15 protein-coding genes are annotated in these 16953 nt (G+C 61.9%); 9 read left to right on the forward strand and 6 right to left on the reverse strand.

Annotated elements, in window-relative coordinates; genetic code table 11:
• Positions 1–92 precede the first annotated feature (92 nt).
• The 4 genes from treA to GYH35_RS19870 all read right to left on the reverse strand — a co-directional run bounded on the left by treA (position 93) and on the right by GYH35_RS19870 (position 6248).
• Complete coding sequence (gene treA / locus GYH35_RS19855) at positions 93–1664, reverse strand: alpha,alpha-trehalase TreA (RefSeq protein ID WP_161829300.1); 1572 nt, start codon at positions 1662–1664, stop codon at positions 93–95.
• A 59-nt stretch (positions 1665–1723) separates the two neighbouring features.
• Positions 1724–4471 carry a TonB-dependent receptor domain-containing protein gene (locus GYH35_RS19860; RefSeq protein WP_161829301.1) on the reverse strand — a complete coding sequence of 916 codons (2748 nt, stop codon included), beginning with the start codon at positions 4469–4471 and terminating at the stop codon, positions 1724–1726.
• An 83-nt stretch (positions 4472–4554) separates the two neighbouring features.
• The gene (locus GYH35_RS19865) at positions 4555–4761 is read right to left on the reverse strand and encodes a SlyX family protein (RefSeq protein ID WP_161812799.1); all 207 of its coding nucleotides are present in this window, start codon (positions 4759–4761) and stop codon (positions 4555–4557) included.
• 14 nt (positions 4762–4775) lie between these two features.
• Positions 4776–6248: a sensor histidine kinase gene (locus tag GYH35_RS19870; protein WP_161829302.1), complete on the reverse strand. Its 1473-nt coding sequence runs from the start codon at positions 6246–6248 to the stop codon at positions 4776–4778.
• Positions 6249–6444: 196 nt separating this feature from the next.
• On the opposite strand from GYH35_RS19870, the gene GYH35_RS19875 reads away from it, so the two are divergent.
• From GYH35_RS19875 to GYH35_RS19895, 5 genes are all read left to right on the forward strand, one after another.
• The gene (locus tag GYH35_RS19875; protein ID WP_161812797.1) at positions 6445–6684 is read left to right on the forward strand and encodes an EF-hand domain-containing protein; all 240 of its coding nucleotides are present in this window, start codon (positions 6445–6447) and stop codon (positions 6682–6684) included.
• Positions 6685–6866: 182 nt separating this feature from the next.
• A complete protein-coding gene (locus GYH35_RS19880) occupies positions 6867–8060 on the forward strand; it encodes an aldose epimerase family protein (RefSeq protein WP_202624436.1) in 1194 nt (397 codons plus the stop codon).
• 326 nt (positions 8061–8386) lie between these two features.
• Positions 8387–9259: a hypothetical protein gene (locus tag GYH35_RS19885; RefSeq protein WP_161829303.1), complete on the forward strand. Its 873-nt coding sequence runs from the start codon at positions 8387–8389 to the stop codon at positions 9257–9259.
• Positions 9260–9297: 38 nt separating this feature from the next.
• Positions 9298–9741: a DUF6152 family protein gene (locus tag GYH35_RS19890; protein ID WP_161812795.1), complete on the forward strand. Its 444-nt coding sequence runs from the start codon at positions 9298–9300 to the stop codon at positions 9739–9741.
• A 3-nt stretch (positions 9742–9744) separates the two neighbouring features.
• Positions 9745–9885 (forward strand): hypothetical protein, encoded by a 141-nt coding sequence (locus GYH35_RS19895; protein ID WP_161812794.1) that lies wholly within the window; start codon positions 9745–9747, stop codon positions 9883–9885.
• A gap of 6 nt (positions 9886–9891) precedes the next feature.
• Here the strand turns inward: GYH35_RS19895 and GYH35_RS19900 are convergent, their stop codons facing one another.
• Positions 9892–10638 (reverse strand): EcsC family protein, encoded by a 747-nt coding sequence (locus GYH35_RS19900; RefSeq protein ID WP_161829304.1) that lies wholly within the window; start codon positions 10636–10638, stop codon positions 9892–9894.
• Between the two features lie 126 nt (positions 10639–10764).
• Between GYH35_RS19900 and GYH35_RS19905 the strand changes: the two genes are divergently transcribed.
• The 3 genes from GYH35_RS19905 to GYH35_RS19915 all read left to right on the forward strand — a co-directional run bounded on the left by GYH35_RS19905 (position 10765) and on the right by GYH35_RS19915 (position 12417).
• On the forward strand, positions 10765–11256 hold the full coding sequence (locus tag GYH35_RS19905; protein ID WP_161812792.1) for a nuclear transport factor 2 family protein: 492 nt from the start codon (positions 10765–10767) through the stop codon (positions 11254–11256).
• Between the two features lie 105 nt (positions 11257–11361).
• Entirely contained in the window at positions 11362–11922 is a 561-nt protein-coding gene (locus GYH35_RS19910) for a DUF6644 family protein (RefSeq protein ID WP_161812791.1), read from the forward strand.
• An 18-nt stretch (positions 11923–11940) separates the two neighbouring features.
• Complete coding sequence (locus GYH35_RS19915) at positions 11941–12417, forward strand: DUF6644 family protein (RefSeq protein ID WP_161812790.1); 477 nt, start codon at positions 11941–11943, stop codon at positions 12415–12417.
• Here the strand turns inward: GYH35_RS19915 and purT are convergent.
• Entirely contained in the window at positions 12414–13604 is a 1191-nt protein-coding gene (gene purT / locus GYH35_RS19920; RefSeq protein ID WP_161812789.1) for a formate-dependent phosphoribosylglycinamide formyltransferase, read from the reverse strand. The two genes, GYH35_RS19915 and purT, sit on opposite strands and share 4 nt — an antisense overlap.
• Positions 13605–13729: 125 nt before the next feature.
• On the opposite strand from purT, the gene GYH35_RS19925 reads away from it, so the two are divergent.
• Positions 13730–16951, forward strand: a complete 3222-nt coding sequence (locus tag GYH35_RS19925) for an amidohydrolase family protein (protein WP_161829305.1) — start codon at positions 13730–13732, stop codon at positions 16949–16951.
• Positions 16952–16953 lie beyond the last annotated feature (2 nt).

Raw genomic sequence — 16953 nt, forward strand, 5'->3', positions numbered from 1 at the left:
GAGCCGCCCCGGCAGCCGCCGCGAACCACCGACGTCTCAGCTTCTTATCTATCCAGAACCGCCGCGAGCCAGTGAGGTCCCTCTTAAATTCCTTACTCCGCCAACTTCGGATACATCGCCAACAACTTCCTCAACACGCCGTTGGTCCACCCGAAGCCATCCTGCAACGGATACTCCCCGCCCCCACCGGCTTTATCCGAAACGACGTCGTACTTCTCGACGAGCTTGCCAGTCGCCTTGAACACCTGAAGGTTCGTGCCAACCCAGCGCTGAGCGATAGTCGCCGCGAGCTGATCCTCGCCGTAATTCTGCAATCCTTTAATAGCCAACCATTGCAGCGGCGCCCAGCCATTGGGTGCATCCCACTGTTCGCCCGTAGTGATAGTCGTCGTGGCCACGCCATGAGGTTTCAGCAGGCTCGTACGCACAGTGGCCGCAATCAACTTAGCTTGGTCCTTGCTGGCGACGTTGAAGTACAGCGGATACACCGTCGCTGCAGTCACCTGTGAGTTGAGCCGCTTGGCTCGCCAGTCATAGTCGGTGAAGGCGCCCACCTTGGCGTTCCACAAATATTTCGTCATTGCCGCCTGCCGGGTCGCGGCTTTGGCCTTCATGTCGGCGGCACACGCCGGGTCGGCGGTCACTTCGCAACCTCTGGCGATCGTCCGCTCCAATTGATACAGCAGGCTGTTCAGATCCGGCGGGATCAAATCCGTGGTGTGGATGGTCGCGAGTTCCTTGCCCGCGAACCAGCGTGAGCTGAAATCCCAGCCACTCTCCGCAGCAGCGCGCAAGTTCCGATAGATCTCAGGCGACCCGGCCTGCTTCGCCGTCGCAACGTCTTCTTTGAAAGCTTCCTCGCGCGGCACGTTGCGATCGTCGTAGTAACGATTCAGCAACGTGCCATTCGGCAGCTTCACGACGCGGCGGTGCGCGGAGCCGGGCTTGAGCGATTCGGAGCCGTCCATCCAGAACTGGTATTCGCGAATCAGCTGCGGCAGATATTTCTTGTAGATCGCCTCGCCTTCTTCATCGGCCGCCAGCTCGATCATCGCGGCGAAGAACGGCGGCTGGGAGCGGCTGAGGAAATAGCTGCGATTGCCGTTGGGGATGTGGCCGAACTGGTCGATCAGCCAGCCGAAGTTGGCGATCATGTCCAGGGTCAGGTCGTGGCGGCCGCTTTCCTCCAGGCCCTGCATGGTGAAGTACGAGTCCCAGTAATAGATCTCGTTGAAGCGCCCGCCCGGCACGATGTAGCGATACGGCAGTGCTATACGCGACGTGTACTCGCGCTGGTCCTCGGGCTTGCGCTCGAGCACTTTCCATAGCGCGTCGATGTGCTGACGAACGTCCTGCCCGGCGACAGTGTGGAAATCGGAAGCGACATTTGGCGGCGGTGCGAAGCGCTCGGCGACGAACTTCTTCAAGTCGAAGCCGGGTTGACCCTTGAGCTGGCGATATTCGCTCAGGATCTGCTCGGGCGGCCGATTGGGCAGCGCGTCGGTGAACGCCTTGCTGTCGGGGAACACGGCCTCGAGCTGCACGTCTTTGAACAGCTCGCCATAAATATCAGCCGGCGTGGGCACGGCCTCCTGCGCCGACGCGACCGCCGCGCCAGCCAACCAAAGACCCATGCAGGCGACTCTCAGAACTCGTTGAAGCATGCCTCGCAGTGTCAACCGGGACGGCGGACACTGCAAGGCGCAGGAATCGCAATTCATCGTCAGGGCCAGCGGTACGTCACCGAGCCCATGAACGAGCGGCCGAACAACGGGCGCACCATATAAATGTTGCCGATCCCGCCCGAACCCACATCGGTGCGGGGATTGCCTTCGGTCAAGCCGATCTCGTCGGTGAGGTTGTCGCCGGTCACCTGGAAGGTCCAATTGGCGCCGACATCGAACATCACACCGGCGTCGAGCTTGGTGTACTTGGGCAGCTCGATGCTGTTCTCGTCGTTCGCGAAACGCTTGCCCGCGTACGTATACGTGAAGTACGCGCGCGCCGCGCCGTCCATGAATGTATACGTCGGCGTGATTCGCGCCATGGTCTTCGGAATGCGACGAATCACGTTGCCGGTGTTGCCCGCCGCCGAGCCCGTGAATCCTTCGTAGGTCGGATCCTGCTGAGTGATGCTGAAGCGAATGCCCAGCGCGTCGCTGGGCTGGAACTCGCCTTCGAGCTCGACGCCGCGCGTGCGTGTTTCCGCCCGACGCACGATGGTCTGGCCGTTGGCAAGAATGTCCTGGAACGGCACGTTGTCGAACTCGGTCTGGAACAAGGTCGCGAACACCACCAGCGTCTCCAGCGACGCCTTGTAACCCAGCTCGATGTTCGTCACCTGATCCTTCTGCAGCACACCGTTACGCACATCGTCGAAGTGCGGCAGCTTGGCCGAATCGGTGTAGTGACCGAACATCCCGTGCCGAGGCGTGAACTCGTAGTTGAAGCCGATGGAGAAGCCGGTGTTGTCGAAATCCTCATCGACGGTGCTGCGATTCGCGCCGATCAAAGAAACGCCGCGGTCGTAGGTCGTTGCCGGATTGCCGTCGAGATCGGTGGGCACGCCGGGAGCCACTTCCTGCGAGCCCGCGCGAACCGTGCCTTCGATATCCTGCGTGTCGTAGCGAACGCCGAAATCGAAACGCAGCGCATCCGTGACCTGCCACTCATCGGCCGCGTACAGCGAATACGCCATCGCGTCGTAGTCGGTGAGCAGGTTGAACGTCGAGTACTTCGTGAAGCCGTTCGCGTCGGTCACGCCAGGCAGCGCGAGCCGGCGAGGCTGGTCGCTCACGTCCATGAGGATGGAATTGCCGAGACTCCACGCGTCCTGCATCGAGTAATCGGCGACATACAAGCCGAACGTCACCGCGTGGGTGTCGAAATTCAAGTTGAGGCGCAGATCGTCCTGGATCGCGTCGAATTCCTTGTTCACGACCCAGTGACCGTGATTCTGCACCAGCTGATTCGCTGCGTACGGCGCGCCTGTCGATAGCACAGTGTAATTCGCAGCCACGCCGAGATCGGCCGCGAAGACCGCACCTGTCTCGGGCGGGTCGCCGGGGAAGATGCCGTCGAAGCGCACTTCGCCATCGGTGTAACGCAACAGATTGGTCACGGAGACCGTGTCGTTGAATTGCCAGTTGAGCTTGCCGCCGATCGTGGCGAGCTGCGGATGAATGCCGTCTTCGAGATTCGAGCCACGCAGACCGACTTCTGCCGCAGTGACGGGCAAGCCCGCGCGAGCCAGATCTTCGCTGTGCAGGGAATAAGTGCCCGCGTCGGCGCCGTTCACACCGCGCGGATCGGAAGGATCGCCGGTCAACGGAATCGGCACGACAAACAACGAACGATCGTCGATGTACTTGCCGAAGAACTCGATGCTGCCGTTGTCGAAGCTGCGATCGAGCTTGACGCGGAACTGTCCGCCTTCATCTGCCGTGTAACCTGGATCGCGAACGCCGTCCGACGTTCGATAATAACCGCCGAGTGCGATGCCCCAGTCGTCGCCGAGCGGTGCACTCCACGCGACATCGCCGCGATACATGCCGTAATCGCTGAAGCCAAGCTTCACCGAGCCGCGTGCGGAGTCTTTCGCTGTTTGCGTCACGAAGTTCACCGTTCCGCCGACCGCGCCGGCAGTGAAGATCGGCGCCGTGCCGCCGCGAAGCGCTTCGACACGCTCGATGGTGTCGTCGACACGGACGAATTGATCGGGGTTGTAGAACGACAGCTCGAAGACCGGATAGATCGGAATGCCGTCTTCCATCAAACCGACGTAGCGATAGCCGCCGTCTTGAATGATGCCGCGAGCAAACACGTTGCCCTGAGTCGTGCCGGCCGTCGATTCGACCCAGAAGCCCGGCACCGCCGAGATCAAATCAGCCGAGCTGGACGGTGCTTGCTGAGCGATGTCTTCGGCGTTGAACGTGGAGATCGCGACGCTCGAATCGAACTTGGTGCGCTCGGCGACGGCAGTACCCGTGACGATCACCTCTTCCACGCCGAATAACGAATCTGCCGGCGCTTGCTCGCCTCCACCGCCTTGTTCTTGCGTTTGAGGCAACGGCGCCGGCGCTGGCTCCGTCGCTTGGGCGAGGCGCATCGGTGCGGCCATCGACGTCCGTTGCATGGAAGCTTCGGGTCGTGCGGGCGCGTCGGTGCTGATTGCGATGGTCTTGGCGTTGACGCGCCGATATTTCAGGCCGGTGTTCTCGAGCAGGCGCTGCAAAGCTTCCTGGCGTGTATACGAGCCGCTCAACGCGGGCGCTTCACGGCCCTTGCCGATCTCGGAATAAAACACGACTTGATCGCCGCTCTGTTGCGCATATTCACGCAACGCTTGCGACAGCGGCTGAGCGGCGATGTTGAATTCCTGGCGCGTCTGGTCGGTGCTGGTTGGATTCGTCTGAGCCAGCGCGCCGGCCGACGCCACGGCCAGCAGCGATGCGATGATTGCACGCAGCATGTATCCCCCGATTAGAGTTGTGGCGGCTCATGGGCACGCCGTTGCCAGCTATGAGGGGGTAACCCTGAAATCCTGCCCCATGCTCAATAATGCGGCGGCTTCTCCTGCTCCAGCGTATACACCGTCTGCTCGGTCATGGTGGCTTCCATTTTGCCGTTCAACGCGGCCAGCTCGGCGCGCAGCGCATCGATCTCCTGTTGCTGGCGATAGACGACTTCGCTCAGATCGTTATTGGCGCGCTCCAGATAAGCGATCTTCAATTCGATGCGCTCGATGAATTCGGCATTCATACTCTCGACCTCACTCATCCCACCGCCCGCAGCACCGGCTTGGGCAGCGAGAAACTGAACGTTGCGCCTTTGTTGGGCTCGGCTTTGGCCCACACTTCGCCGCCGTGACGCGTGACGATCCGTTGCACGATGGCGAGGCCCACACCCGAGCCTGGATATTCACGCGCGCCGTGCAGCCGGCGGAATACACCGAACAAGTTCGAGCTGAAGGCGCTGTCGAAGCCGACGCCGTTATCGCGTATCTCATAAACCAAGCGTTCGCTCTCCTCGTATCCCGACACGACGATGCGCGGACTCTCGACCTTGCTCGTGTACTTCACCGCATTGTCGAGCAGATTCACCCACACTTGCCGGATCAAACCTTCATCGCCGCGCGCCGCCGGCAACTCGCCGATCTCGATGGTCGGCATTACGGCTTCATTCAATCGCGTGCTGCGCGCCTGTTCCGCTGCATATCCTGCAAGCGTCGCCATGTCGAGGCGGCCGAACTCCAACGATTGACGGCCGCAACGCGCGAACTCGAGCAGATCGTCGATCAGCGACGCCATGTGCGCAACGTTGGCGCGAATGCGTTGCAGATGATGGCGCGTTTCGTCGCTGATGGCCTTCGTCTTGTCGTCCACCAGCAATTGCGAGAACCCGTCGATCGCCCGCAACGGCGCGCGCAGATCGTGCGACACCGAGTATGAAAATCCTTCCAGATCGTTATTCGCCGTGCGCAGCTCGTGCGCCTGACGCTCCAGCTCGACATTGAGCTCACGAATCCGCTGCGTCGAGCGCTTCTGTTCGTCGAGCTGCACTTCCAGATCGAGCCGGGCTTGATTGGCGCGATCGCGCTCCTGGCGCAGCTGTTCGGCGAGCGACTCGTTCTCGATGGCGAGTCGGATCTGACGTTCGATCGAGTCGGTCTGCCGCTTGGCGATCACCAGCACCACGGGGATGTACACCATGAACGCGAGCGCGACTGCCAACCGATCCCCGCCCAGGAGCAACTGCGTGACGATGTAAGGCAGGCAGAACGGGATCAGCAGACAAGCGTAAGCCTTGCGCACCGGCGCCTGCGAACCCATGCCCGCCGCCGTACAGCCGATGAAGAACACGGACATCACGATCTCCCGGGTCGGATCGTGCGGCAGGAGAAACGAGCCAGCGACGGACCAGGTCGCGCCGCCAAGAACCGCGGCCGCCAGCATGGCCCGACGCCAGCGATGGATCTCCGCCAGGCCGCGCGGCTTGCGCAGATAGGTGGCGGCAATCCGCCAGCGTAATAGCAATACCAACAACAGCGCGATGTACCAGACCAGGGCCGGGCCCGCGCCGTAATCCTCCATGGTCAGCCAGACCATCATGGCGCCGATCACCACGCTGGCGGTCAGTGGCGACGTGGTCAGACGGCACATCAGCGCGACCTGCTCGGCCAGGACGCGCTCCTCGATGTGCTCGCGGTGGGCCTCCGAAATAATTGAAATTTTGGCGGCTTCGGCCATCCGGACAGGCTCCTTGGCCGTACCCATTTAACAGTGGCCTATTATGAGTGGGCGACGCACTAACACAACTGGCCAAAGATGCGGATTACTGCCGGGATTTACCCCGTTACGGAGTGCAGGAGTAAGATGCGCGCTCGTGCGGAACCTTGCCGTTCCGGCCGGATTTCCCCAGAGACTAGGTTACGAAGGAAGCATCATGACCCGATTCTCTCGCATGACCCCGTCGGCGCTGCTGGCGAGCCTTGGCCTGCTGGCAGCCACCGCCACGCTGGCGGCCGACGCCAAGCCCAGCTTCGAGTCTCTGGACAAGAACGGCGACGGCAAGATCAGCCTCACGGAAGCCTCGAACAACGACGCGCTGTTCGTGGCATTCAAGAGCCTGGACACCAACAAGGACGGTGAACTGACTCGCGAAGAATTCGCCAAATACAAATAAGTCGAACCGAGGGCGCGAGGCATGGACCTCGCGCCCGCTCCGGCCGGACAAGGAAACGTTCGCCTCCAGCGGGATCGTCTGCCAAAGATGCTCCCGGCTCTCTTCCGGCAATGTCTCCCCTTTGTCCTGCCGCGCCAGAACGTGTCGGGTAGTATTTTGCTGTCAACGTCGGGGGATAACACATGAAGAATGAGTTCTCGAGGTCCACGTCTCGTTGGTTGGCCGGCGCGCTGCTGGCAGCCACGCTGCTCGGCTGCAGCAAGCCGCCGCCGGCCCCGCCCAAGGCGCCACCGACGCCCGAAGAGAAATCCAAGAACACCATCAGCAAGGCCGCGTTCGGCACGATGCCCGATGGCACTGCCGTTGACTTGTTCACCATGGTGAACGCGAACGGCATGGAAGTGCGCGCGACCAACTACGGCGGCATCATCACCGCGCTGCTCGTGCCCGACGGCACCGGCAAGGCGACCGATGTGACGCTCGGCCTGAAGTCGTTCGACGACTATGTGAAGAACCCGCCGTACTTCGGCGCCATCATCGGCCGCTACGGCAATCGCATCGCCAAGGGCCAGTTCAAGATCGACGATCAGACGTTCAAGCTGCCGAAGAACGACGGCCCGAACACCTTGCACGGCGGTGTGAAAGGGTTCGACAAGGTCGTGTGGCAGGCCGAGCCGTTCGAAAAGGAAGATTCGGTGGGCGTGATCTTCACGTACACCAGCAAGGACGGCGAGGAAGGCTTCCCGGGCAACTTGCAGACGCGCGTGACCTATACGCTCACCGACAAGAACGAGCTGTCGCTCGACTATCACGCGACCACCGACAAGCCGACCGTCGTGAATCTCACGCAGCACGCTTATTTCAATCTGGCCGGCGACGGCAACGGCGACGTGCTCGGTCACGAGTTCACGATCTATGCGGACGGATATACACCGGTAAATAAACAACTCATCCCGACCGGCAAAATCGAGCCCGTCACCGACACGCCGTTCGACTTCCGTAACAAGGTGAAGCTGGCGGACCGGGTCAATGTCGATAACGAGCAGATCAAGTTCGGCAAGGGCATCGACCACAACTTCGTGCTGAAGAAAAAGGATCCGAAGGCTTTGACGCTGGCGGCGCGCGTTTCCGAGCCGACCACCAGGCGAGTGATGGAAGTGCATACCACCGAGCCGGGCGTGCAGTTCTACACCGGCAATTTTCTGGACGACACGCTGGCCGCCAAAGCCGGCAAGCCGTACGCCAAGCACAGCGGCTTCTGCCTGGAGACTCAGCATTTCCCCGATTCGCCGAACCAGCCGGAATTCCCGAGCACGGTGCTGCGTCCGGGTGAGGAGTACAACAGCAAAACGGTCTATACATTCAGCGTGCGTTGAGCGCGCATTCGCGTCGCGCACAGCGGAATCTTCACATCTCTTCACTTTGATCGGGGCGGAATTGTTCGATTGTCGAAAGCGGCCGAGGCCCTTTCGACACGCCCGGCAAAAGGCGCGACTTTTGCCGGGCTTCGGCCCCGATTTTTCTTGACACGTCATTCATTGACAGGCCCCCGCCGCGCATTGTTTTATCCCTCGCAATTCTCGGGGGTACGGAAGCGTAGTGTTCACGACTTCCCAAAGCTGGAAATCCTCCACTGCTTGAAATGCTTCATCAATGGAACAGCCGACATAAAAGCGGCAGCCGACCGTAGAGGATTCTGAAAATGAAGAGTGTATTGTCGCGCGCCATCGCAACGGCTCTGGCAGTTTGCGTTGCTTCCGCGGCCGTCGCGGCCCAGCCCGCCAAGGGCCCGCGCACCAAGGACGGCAAGCCTGACCTGAATGGCATCTGGCAGGCCATGAACTCTGCCAACTACGACCTCGAACCGCACGCCGCGCGCGCCGCGATGGCGATGGTGCCCGGTCAATTCGTTCCGGTGCCCGCTCCGCAAGTCGTGGCGTTGGGCGCCGTGGGCTCGGTGCCCGCCGGCCTCGGCGTCGTCGATGGCGACGCGATCCCGTACACGCCGGCGGCGCTGGCCAAGAAGAAAGAAAACCAGAAGAACTGGCTCGAGCTGGACCCGGAAGTGAAGTGCTACCTGCCGGGCGTGCCGCGCGCCACTTACATGCCGTATCCGTTCCAGATCTTCCAGAGCAACTCGCAGACGTTCATCGCGTATGAGTATGCGGGGGCAGTCCGGAACATTTACATGAAAGATCCGGGCCCGCCGCCGGCGGATTCCTGGATGGGCCAGTCGGTCGGCAAGTGGGACGGCGACACGCTGGTCGTCGAAGTCACCGGCTTCAACGATCAGACCTGGTTCGATCGTTCCGGCAATCATCACAGCGACAAGCTGAAGGTCACCGAGCGCTACTCGCAGCGCGGCCCGGATCATCTGTGGTATGAAGCGACCATCGAGGACCCCGAGACGTTCACGCGCCCGTGGAAGATCGCGATGCCGCTGTATCGCCGCGTCGAGCCGAACGCCCAGCTGATGCAGTTCAAGTGCGTTGAGTTCGTCGAAGAGCTGATGTACGGCCATCTGCGCAAGAAGCCCGCCACCGAAGGCGCGCCGCCGCCACCGGCGAAGAAGTAACTCGAACGCAGTCGCTAGTTTTTCGGAGGATAAGGAATATGCGCACCAAACTTCTCATCGCCGCCGCCGCTGCTGTGATCAGCACCGCGCTCGGCAGCGCCGTCGCCTACGCACACCACGCATTCGCCGCCGAATTCGACGCGAACCGCCCGGTCAACCTTCGCGGCCCGGTCACGCGCATCGAGTGGATCAATCCACACGCGTGGATCCACATCGAAAACAAGAAGCCGGACGGCACGGTTGAAGCCTGGATGGTCGAGGGCGGCACACCGAATACGCTGCTCCGTCGCGGTATCACCAAGGACTCGCTGAAGATCGGCACGGAAATCGTCGTGCGCGGTTATCAGTCGAAGGACGCGCTGTGCAAACCGAAGTGCCGCGCCAACGGCCGCGACGTGACGTTCCCGGATGGCCGCAAGCTGTTCATGGGATCGTCGGGCACCGGCGCGCCGAAGGACGGCTCGGACGATAGCGAAAAGTAATTCATGAGCACGGTTGCCGACTCGAGCACTCGTGAAAAGATCGCGCTGGGGGTTTCTGGCGCGATCCTTCTTGCCACCGCCGTTTATTGGATAGTTCAGGTCACCGACGTCCTGGAGACGTTACGGCTGGCCTACGGCGGATAACGGCGACTACGGCTGGCCGGCGTCGATCAGCGCCGGCCGCTCGAACCATCTCATCCGGTACGCGTTCATCGCGGTGATGCCCAGTTTCTTCAGCAGGCTGTTGTTCACGATCACTCCCACCGGCGCACCGATGACGGGCAACAGCTGCGCGAGCTTCGCGAGATCGATGTAGTCGCGATACTCCTGCTGAAACCTGCGCCAGTCGAAATCGTCGATCGAGCCCGGCAGCGTGGCGCTCTGCTCGTGCCAGCGCTGCATCTTCCGATACACGTCAGCGCGATGCGCATCGCTGGAGAATGCGAGCTGAAAGATGTGGAGCAGATACAACCGCTCGCGATAGTCCTCGCCGGAGAAGCCATACAGCGCGGCGATCTCGAACAGCATCTTCAGCTTGATGCTGAGAAGCAGCGGAAAGTCGGCAAGGCCCAGCAGAAAGCCACCGGCGCCTGTGATGCCGCCTTCAACCGCCGCCGTTTTCCTGTATCGATCTACTGTCGCACGCACGCGAGTCTCGCGATCCTCCAGACTGCCTTCGCGCAGTGGCGCCGACGCGGTGAAATTCGAGCCTTCCAGCACGGCGCGAGTCATTTGTTTGATGACGGCGGTGACGCTGGCGTGCACCTTCTCGGGAATGTAGCTGTTGATCTTGCGCTGAACGCCGCTGGTCGCGCGATTCCATAGGCCGGGCGCTCGCTGCATCTCATGTTGCCAGCGGCGCAGCTCGTCCAGAGCCTGGGTGTCGTAGGCGCTCATGGTGAAGACGATGCCGTGTTTGTTTCCACTGTGCAAGACATATGGCGGCGGCGCCTGCAAATCGCAAGCTGTGCGCTACCATGCACGCTGACCTATCGAACTCACTACAACCAACAAGGACACCGCATGAACACCTTCGCTCGTTTCTTCGCTCGCGCGACGGCCGTCGTTGCGCTTGCTGTTGCGGGATCGGCGGCGCAAGCCGCAGATCTCACGACACAGGACTACATCGACATCGAGCAGCTGTACGCGACCTACAACCACGCGATCGATTCCGGCGACGCCGACGCGTGGGCCGCGACATTCACGCCGGACGGCTCGTTCAATACGCGCTTCACGGGCAAGGAAGGGCTCATCGGTTTCATCAAGATGTGGCGAGAGAAAATGAATGGCGCGAATCGCCGGCACTGGAATACGAACCTGCGCATCACGCCGTCGGCGGAGGGCGCGAATGGCACGGTGATGCTGATGCTGCTCGACGTGGGCACGAAGCCGCCGTCGATCGTGAGCACCGGCCTGTACACCGACGTTCTGGTAAAAACCCCGAACGGCTGGCGCTTCAAGACGCGAGTGGTGAAGACCGATGCGCCGCCCGCCGCGGCTCCGGCAAGACCCTGATCCGCCGGTGCATCTTCACCCGGCGCGGACAGACATTGATATTTCTTGTCCGCCCGCGCCGGACACCCCGTCTAGAATGAAATCGTCATCGGGGGGACCAACCGCGTGAATTCGGCGTTATTGCAATTCGCTACGTGGCTGAGCGAGCGCTCTTTCAGCGTCGGCCTGCACGAATCCTTTTACATGTACAACTGGATCGAGACGACGCATGTCATGACGCTGATGCTCAGCTTCGGCATGCTCGCTATCGTCGACCTGCGCATGCTCGGCCTGGCCTTCGCGAACGTGCCGGCGTCGAAAATCGCCGAGCGCCTCGACAAGCCGATGCTGATCGGCTTCACCCTCATGTTCATTACCGGCATCCTGCTGTTCACGGCGATTCCCGTGCGCACGACGCAGAGCCTCTGGTTTCGCATCAAGATCGTCCTGCTGATCGCAGCGGCGATCAACGCGTGGCTGTTCCGAGGTTATTTGCTGGCGGCGAAAGGCTCGTGGGATGCAGATGCGGTCGCGCCGCGTCGAGCCCGAATCGCAGCGGGGCTGTCGTTGGCGTTGTGGTGCGGAGTCATCATGACGGGCCGCTTCATCGCCTATGACTGGTTCGACTGCGGTGGTGACAATCCCGCCTTCATCGACTGGGCGGCCGGCTGCGTGGCGGCCGAGTAACCGATCAGGGGAACGCCCATGTTGCTCTCATTCTTCGAATGGCTGGAAGCGTCGAGCCTCGGCGTCTTCATGAAAGACCTGCCGGCGACGTTCGCCGTTGTCGAGGCAGTTCACCTGATGGGCCTGGCGCTGCTCGGCGGTACGGTGCTGGCGCAGGATCTGCGACTGTTGAATGTGATCATGCGAGATGTGCCGTCGAACGTGGTGACGGAGCAGGGGCATCGATGGTTCAAAGTCGGGCTGTGGATCCTGTTACTGACCGGCGTCCCGATGCTCGCGGGGGTGGCGACGAAGTGTTATCACAACCCGTTCTATTGGACCAAGATGATTGCGCTGGCCGTAGGAATTCTGTTCGTGTTCACCCTCAAGCAGCCCTTGCTTCGGGCCGACCACGCAACGCTCAAGCCGGCCACCTTGAAACTGATGGCGCTGGCGTCGATGTCAGTGTGGTTCCTGGTGGCGGCGTCGGGACGATGGATTGGATTCTCGGGCTAACCTAGCCGCACGCCTTCCAACAACGCCTCGGTCATCGCCCTCGCCTTCGCGCGCGCTTCGTCGATGCTCGAGCCGAGCGCCAGCGATACGCCCATGCGGCGCTGGCCATGCACTTCCGGTTTACCGAACAAACGCACCGCCGTATCCGGTTGAGTCAGGGCGCGGTCGACATTCTCGAAGCGAACGTTGTTCGACTCGCCCTCCACGAGCAATGCACAGGAAGCAGCGGGCCCATTCTGGCGAATGACAGGAATCGGCAGGCCTAAGATCGCCCGCGCATGCAGCGCGAACTCGGACAGGTCCTGCGAGATCAACGTCACGAGTCCCGTGTCATGCGGACGCGGCGAGACTTCGCTGAAATAAATGTCATCGCCCGCGACGAACAGCTCGATGCCGAAGACGCCATTGCCGCCGAGATTCTCCGTCACGGCATGCGCAATGCGCTGCGACTCCTTCAACGCCGCATCGCTCATGGGCTGCGGTTGCCACGACTCGCGATAGTCGCCCGCGATCTGCAAATGACCGATGGGCGCGCAGAAGCTGGTCTGCCCGTTGTGACGTACCGTCAGCAGCGTGATCTCGAAGTCGAATTTGACGAAGCCTTCGACGATGATGCGTCCCGCGCCGGTACGCCCGCCCTGCTGAGAATATTTCCAAGCGTGCGGAATATCCGCCTCGGTTCGCACCGTGCTCTGGCCCTTGCCGGACGAGCTCATCACCGGCTTCACCACGCACGGCATGCCTATATCTCGCACCGCCTGTCGATATTCCTCTTCGGTATCGGCAAAGCGATACGGCGACGTACGGATCTTCAGCTGTTCGGCCGCCAGCCTGCGGATGCCTTCGCGATCCATCGTGAGGCGTGCGGCGCGCGCGGTCGGGATCACCGTGAATCCTTCCTTCTCCAACTCGATCAGCGCCGGTGTCGCGATCGCCTCGATCTCCGGCACGATGAGGTGCGGCCGCTCTCGCTCGACGACTGCGCGAAGCGCGGCCGGATCGAGCATGTTGATCACATGCGAGCGATGCGCCACCTGCATGGCCGGCGCATTGGGATAACGATCGACCGCGATGACTTCGCAGCCGAAGCGCTGCAGCTCGATCACGACTTCCTTACCCAGCTCGCCCGAGCCGAGCATCATCACGCGGGTGGCCGAAGATGAGAGCGGAGTTCCTAAGGTAGTCACGGGGGTAGCTCGACGGGAGGGCCGGTGGCGAAGTATCCGGCGGATAGGGATTGCATACAACCGGCAGGATGCCCGAGTCGCTGTTTCGTATTACTCTTGCCGTTTTCGTCAGCGAAAGGATGATCATGCCTCGTTCACGCTTGCTGCTGGGCTCGCTGCTCGCCGCGCTCGCTGCCGCCGCGCATGGCGCAGAACAGAAAACCTGGGATGTGAATGCCCCGCCCGGCGAGCGCCGCGAGATCCCGATCGATGTGCGTTCGGGCACGTGGCTGAGCGTCGACGTGAGCCCCGATGGCAGTCGCGTGTTGTTCGATCTGTTGGGCGACATCTACGAGCTGCCCATCGCCGGCGGCGAGGCCAGATCGCTCACGTCCGGCCTGGCTTGGGACATGCAGCCGCGCTACTCACCCGACGGCAACAACATCCTGTTCACCTCCGACCGCGCCGGCGGCGACAACCTGTGGCTGATGGATCGCAACGGCAATGCGCCGCGCCAGCTCACCAAAGAAGATTTCCGCCTGTTGAACGACGCCGCCTGGCATCCCAACGGCCGCTACGTGGCCGGGCGCAAACATTTCACGACGCGCCGCTCGCTGGGCACCGGCGAGATCTGGTTCTACAACCTCGACGGCGGCGATGGCGTGCAGGTGGTGAAGCGCCAGAGCGAGGAATTTCAGAAGGAGCTCGGTGAGCCGACGTTCTCGGCCGACGGCCAGTATCTCTACTACACACAGAACGTCACGCCCGGCAATCGGTTCGCTTACGCGCAGGATGTGAACAGCGAGGTGTTCGCGATCAAGCGGCTCGATCTCGAAAGCGGCGAAACCTCCGATGCAGTCAGCGGCCCGGGCGGCTCGGTGCGCCCGACGCCCTCACCTGACGGTCGTTATCTTGCTTTCATTCGCCGCCTGCGCACCCCGGAAGCGCTGCAGACGGCGCTGTACACGCAGGATCTGCGCTCCGGCGAAATCAAATTGATCTACGCGGATCTCGATCGTGACATGCAAGAGACCTGGGCCGTGAACGGCCTGTATCCGCGCATGGATTGGATGCCCGACAGCAAATCTCTCGTATTCTGGTCCGGCGGCGGCATCAAGCGCGTGGACATCGCGTCCCTCGCCGTGAGTGACATTCCATTTCATGTCACAGGCACCCGCGCCTCGATCGCGCCGCCTCGTTTCCAGGTCGATGTTGCGCCGGATCAGGTGCAGGCACGCATGGTGCGCTTCGCGACTGTGTCGCCGAACGGTCAGCGCGTCGTGTATGAATCGTTCGGTCGTCTGTGGATTCGCGATGTCAACGGCGGCGCGGCGCGTCAGCTCACCAGCGATGCCGACAACGCGTTCGAGCTGTTTCCTTCCTGGTCGCGCGACGGCAAGAACCTGGTGTTCGTGCGCTGGACCGACGCGACGCTCGGTGAAATTCGAGTCGTCGGCGCCGGCGGCGGCAAGTCGCGCGCCGTGACGAAGCAGCCCGGTCACTACTATCAACCGCGCTTCACTCCGAAGGGCGATGCTATCGTCGTGCAGCGCGCGGCTGGCGGATATCTCACCTCGCCAAACTGGTCCGCTGAGCCTGGCCTGTATCGCGTGCCGACCGGCGGCGGCGAATTGCAGAAACTCACCGATAAAGGCCGCAATGCGCACTTCATCGATTCGTCCGATCGCATCTACTACACGGAAGATGCAGATGCGGCGAAGGAAAACGAGCCGGCGCATGAGCTGGTCAGTGTCGATGCCCAAGGCACGGATCGTCGCGTGCATGCGCGCTCGAACTACGCCAGCAAGATCGAAGTCTCACCGAGCGGCGAGTACATCGCGTTCCGCGAGAACTTCCACGTCTACGTGGTACCGATGCCGCCGGGCGGAACGTTGGATCTATCGCCCAAGACGAAGGCGGTGCGCGTCGTGCGCGCGTCGGAAATCGGTGGCGATTATTTGAACTGGACGGACGGCGACACGTTGACCTGGTCGCTCGGCCCAACGCTATATCGAGGCGAAATGTCCGCGCTGTTCCCGAAGCCGGCCAGCAGCGGCGCCGAGCCGGCGCCAATGTATGGCCAACGCATCGCCGACCTCAGCAGCTCACGCGCCGCCGACAAACCCACTGGCGTCGTGGCGCTCACGGGCGCTCGCATCATCACCATGAATGGCGAGCAAGTCATCGATAACGGCGTGATCGTCATTCGCAACAACCGCATTGCCGCCGTCGGCGCCGCGAACTCAGTGCAAATCCCCGCCGACGCGCAACGATTGGATCTCGCAGGCAAGACCGTGATGCCCGGCCTGATCGACATCCACGCGCACGGCCCGCAAGGCGTCGAGGACCTCATCCCTCAACAGAACTGGTCGGCCCTTGCGCACCTGGGGCTGGGCGTCACGACCATTCACGATCCTTCGAATAGCGCCACCGAAATCTTCGCCGCTGCCGAGTATCAGCGCGCCGGTCTCGTGCCCGCACCGCGCATCTTCTCGACCGGCGATGTCGTGTACGGCGCCCGCTCCGAAGGTCTGGCCGACATCGGCAACATCGACGACGCGCGTCATCACATCCAACGCCTGAAATCGCAAGGCGCGATCTCCGTGAAGAACTACAACCAGCCACGTCGCGAACAACGACAGATGGTTGTAACGGCCGCGCGCGAGAACGGACTGATGGTGGTCGCCGAAGGCGGCTCGCTGTATCCGATGGACATGACCATCATCGCCGACGGCAACACCGGCCTCGAGCACAACAATCCGCCGCAACGTTTCTACGACGACGTGCTGCAGTTCTGGCCGAAAACCGGCGTGGGCTACACCCCGACGCTGGTCGTGACGTTCGGCGGCCTGGGCGCAGAGTTCCTGTACTACCAGGAGTCCGATGTTTGGGCGCATCCGTTGCTGTCGAAGTACGTGCCGCCACACATCGTCCAGCCCCGCTCCGTGCGCCGTCAGATGGCGCCGAAGACGGACTATCAACCGGCGCTCGACTCGGCCGGGAACGCGAAGAAGCTGATGGAGCTTGGCGTGTCCGTACACATCGGCGCGCACGGCCAGCGCGAAGGACTGGGCTCGCACTGGGAAATGTGGACCTTCGTATCGGGCGGCATGTCGCCCATGCAAGCGCTGCAAGCCGCAACGATTCAGCCGGCGCAGTACATGGGCCTCGATAAGGATCTCGGCTCGATCGAAGCAGGCAAGCTCGCGGATCTACTCGTGCTCGATGGCAATCCGATCGAAGACATCCGCGTCACGGACGATATTGCGTACGTGATTCAGAACGGACGCATCTACGAAGGCGGCACGCTCACGGAGCAGCTGACCGGCAAACATCAGCTCGCGCCGCTGTTCTGGCAGAAGAAGTAGGG

Origin of the sequence: Steroidobacter agaridevorans, from assembly GCF_009932555.1 — a bacterium.
Classification (GTDB): domain Bacteria; phylum Pseudomonadota; class Gammaproteobacteria; order Steroidobacterales; family Steroidobacteraceae; genus Steroidobacter; species Steroidobacter agaridevorans.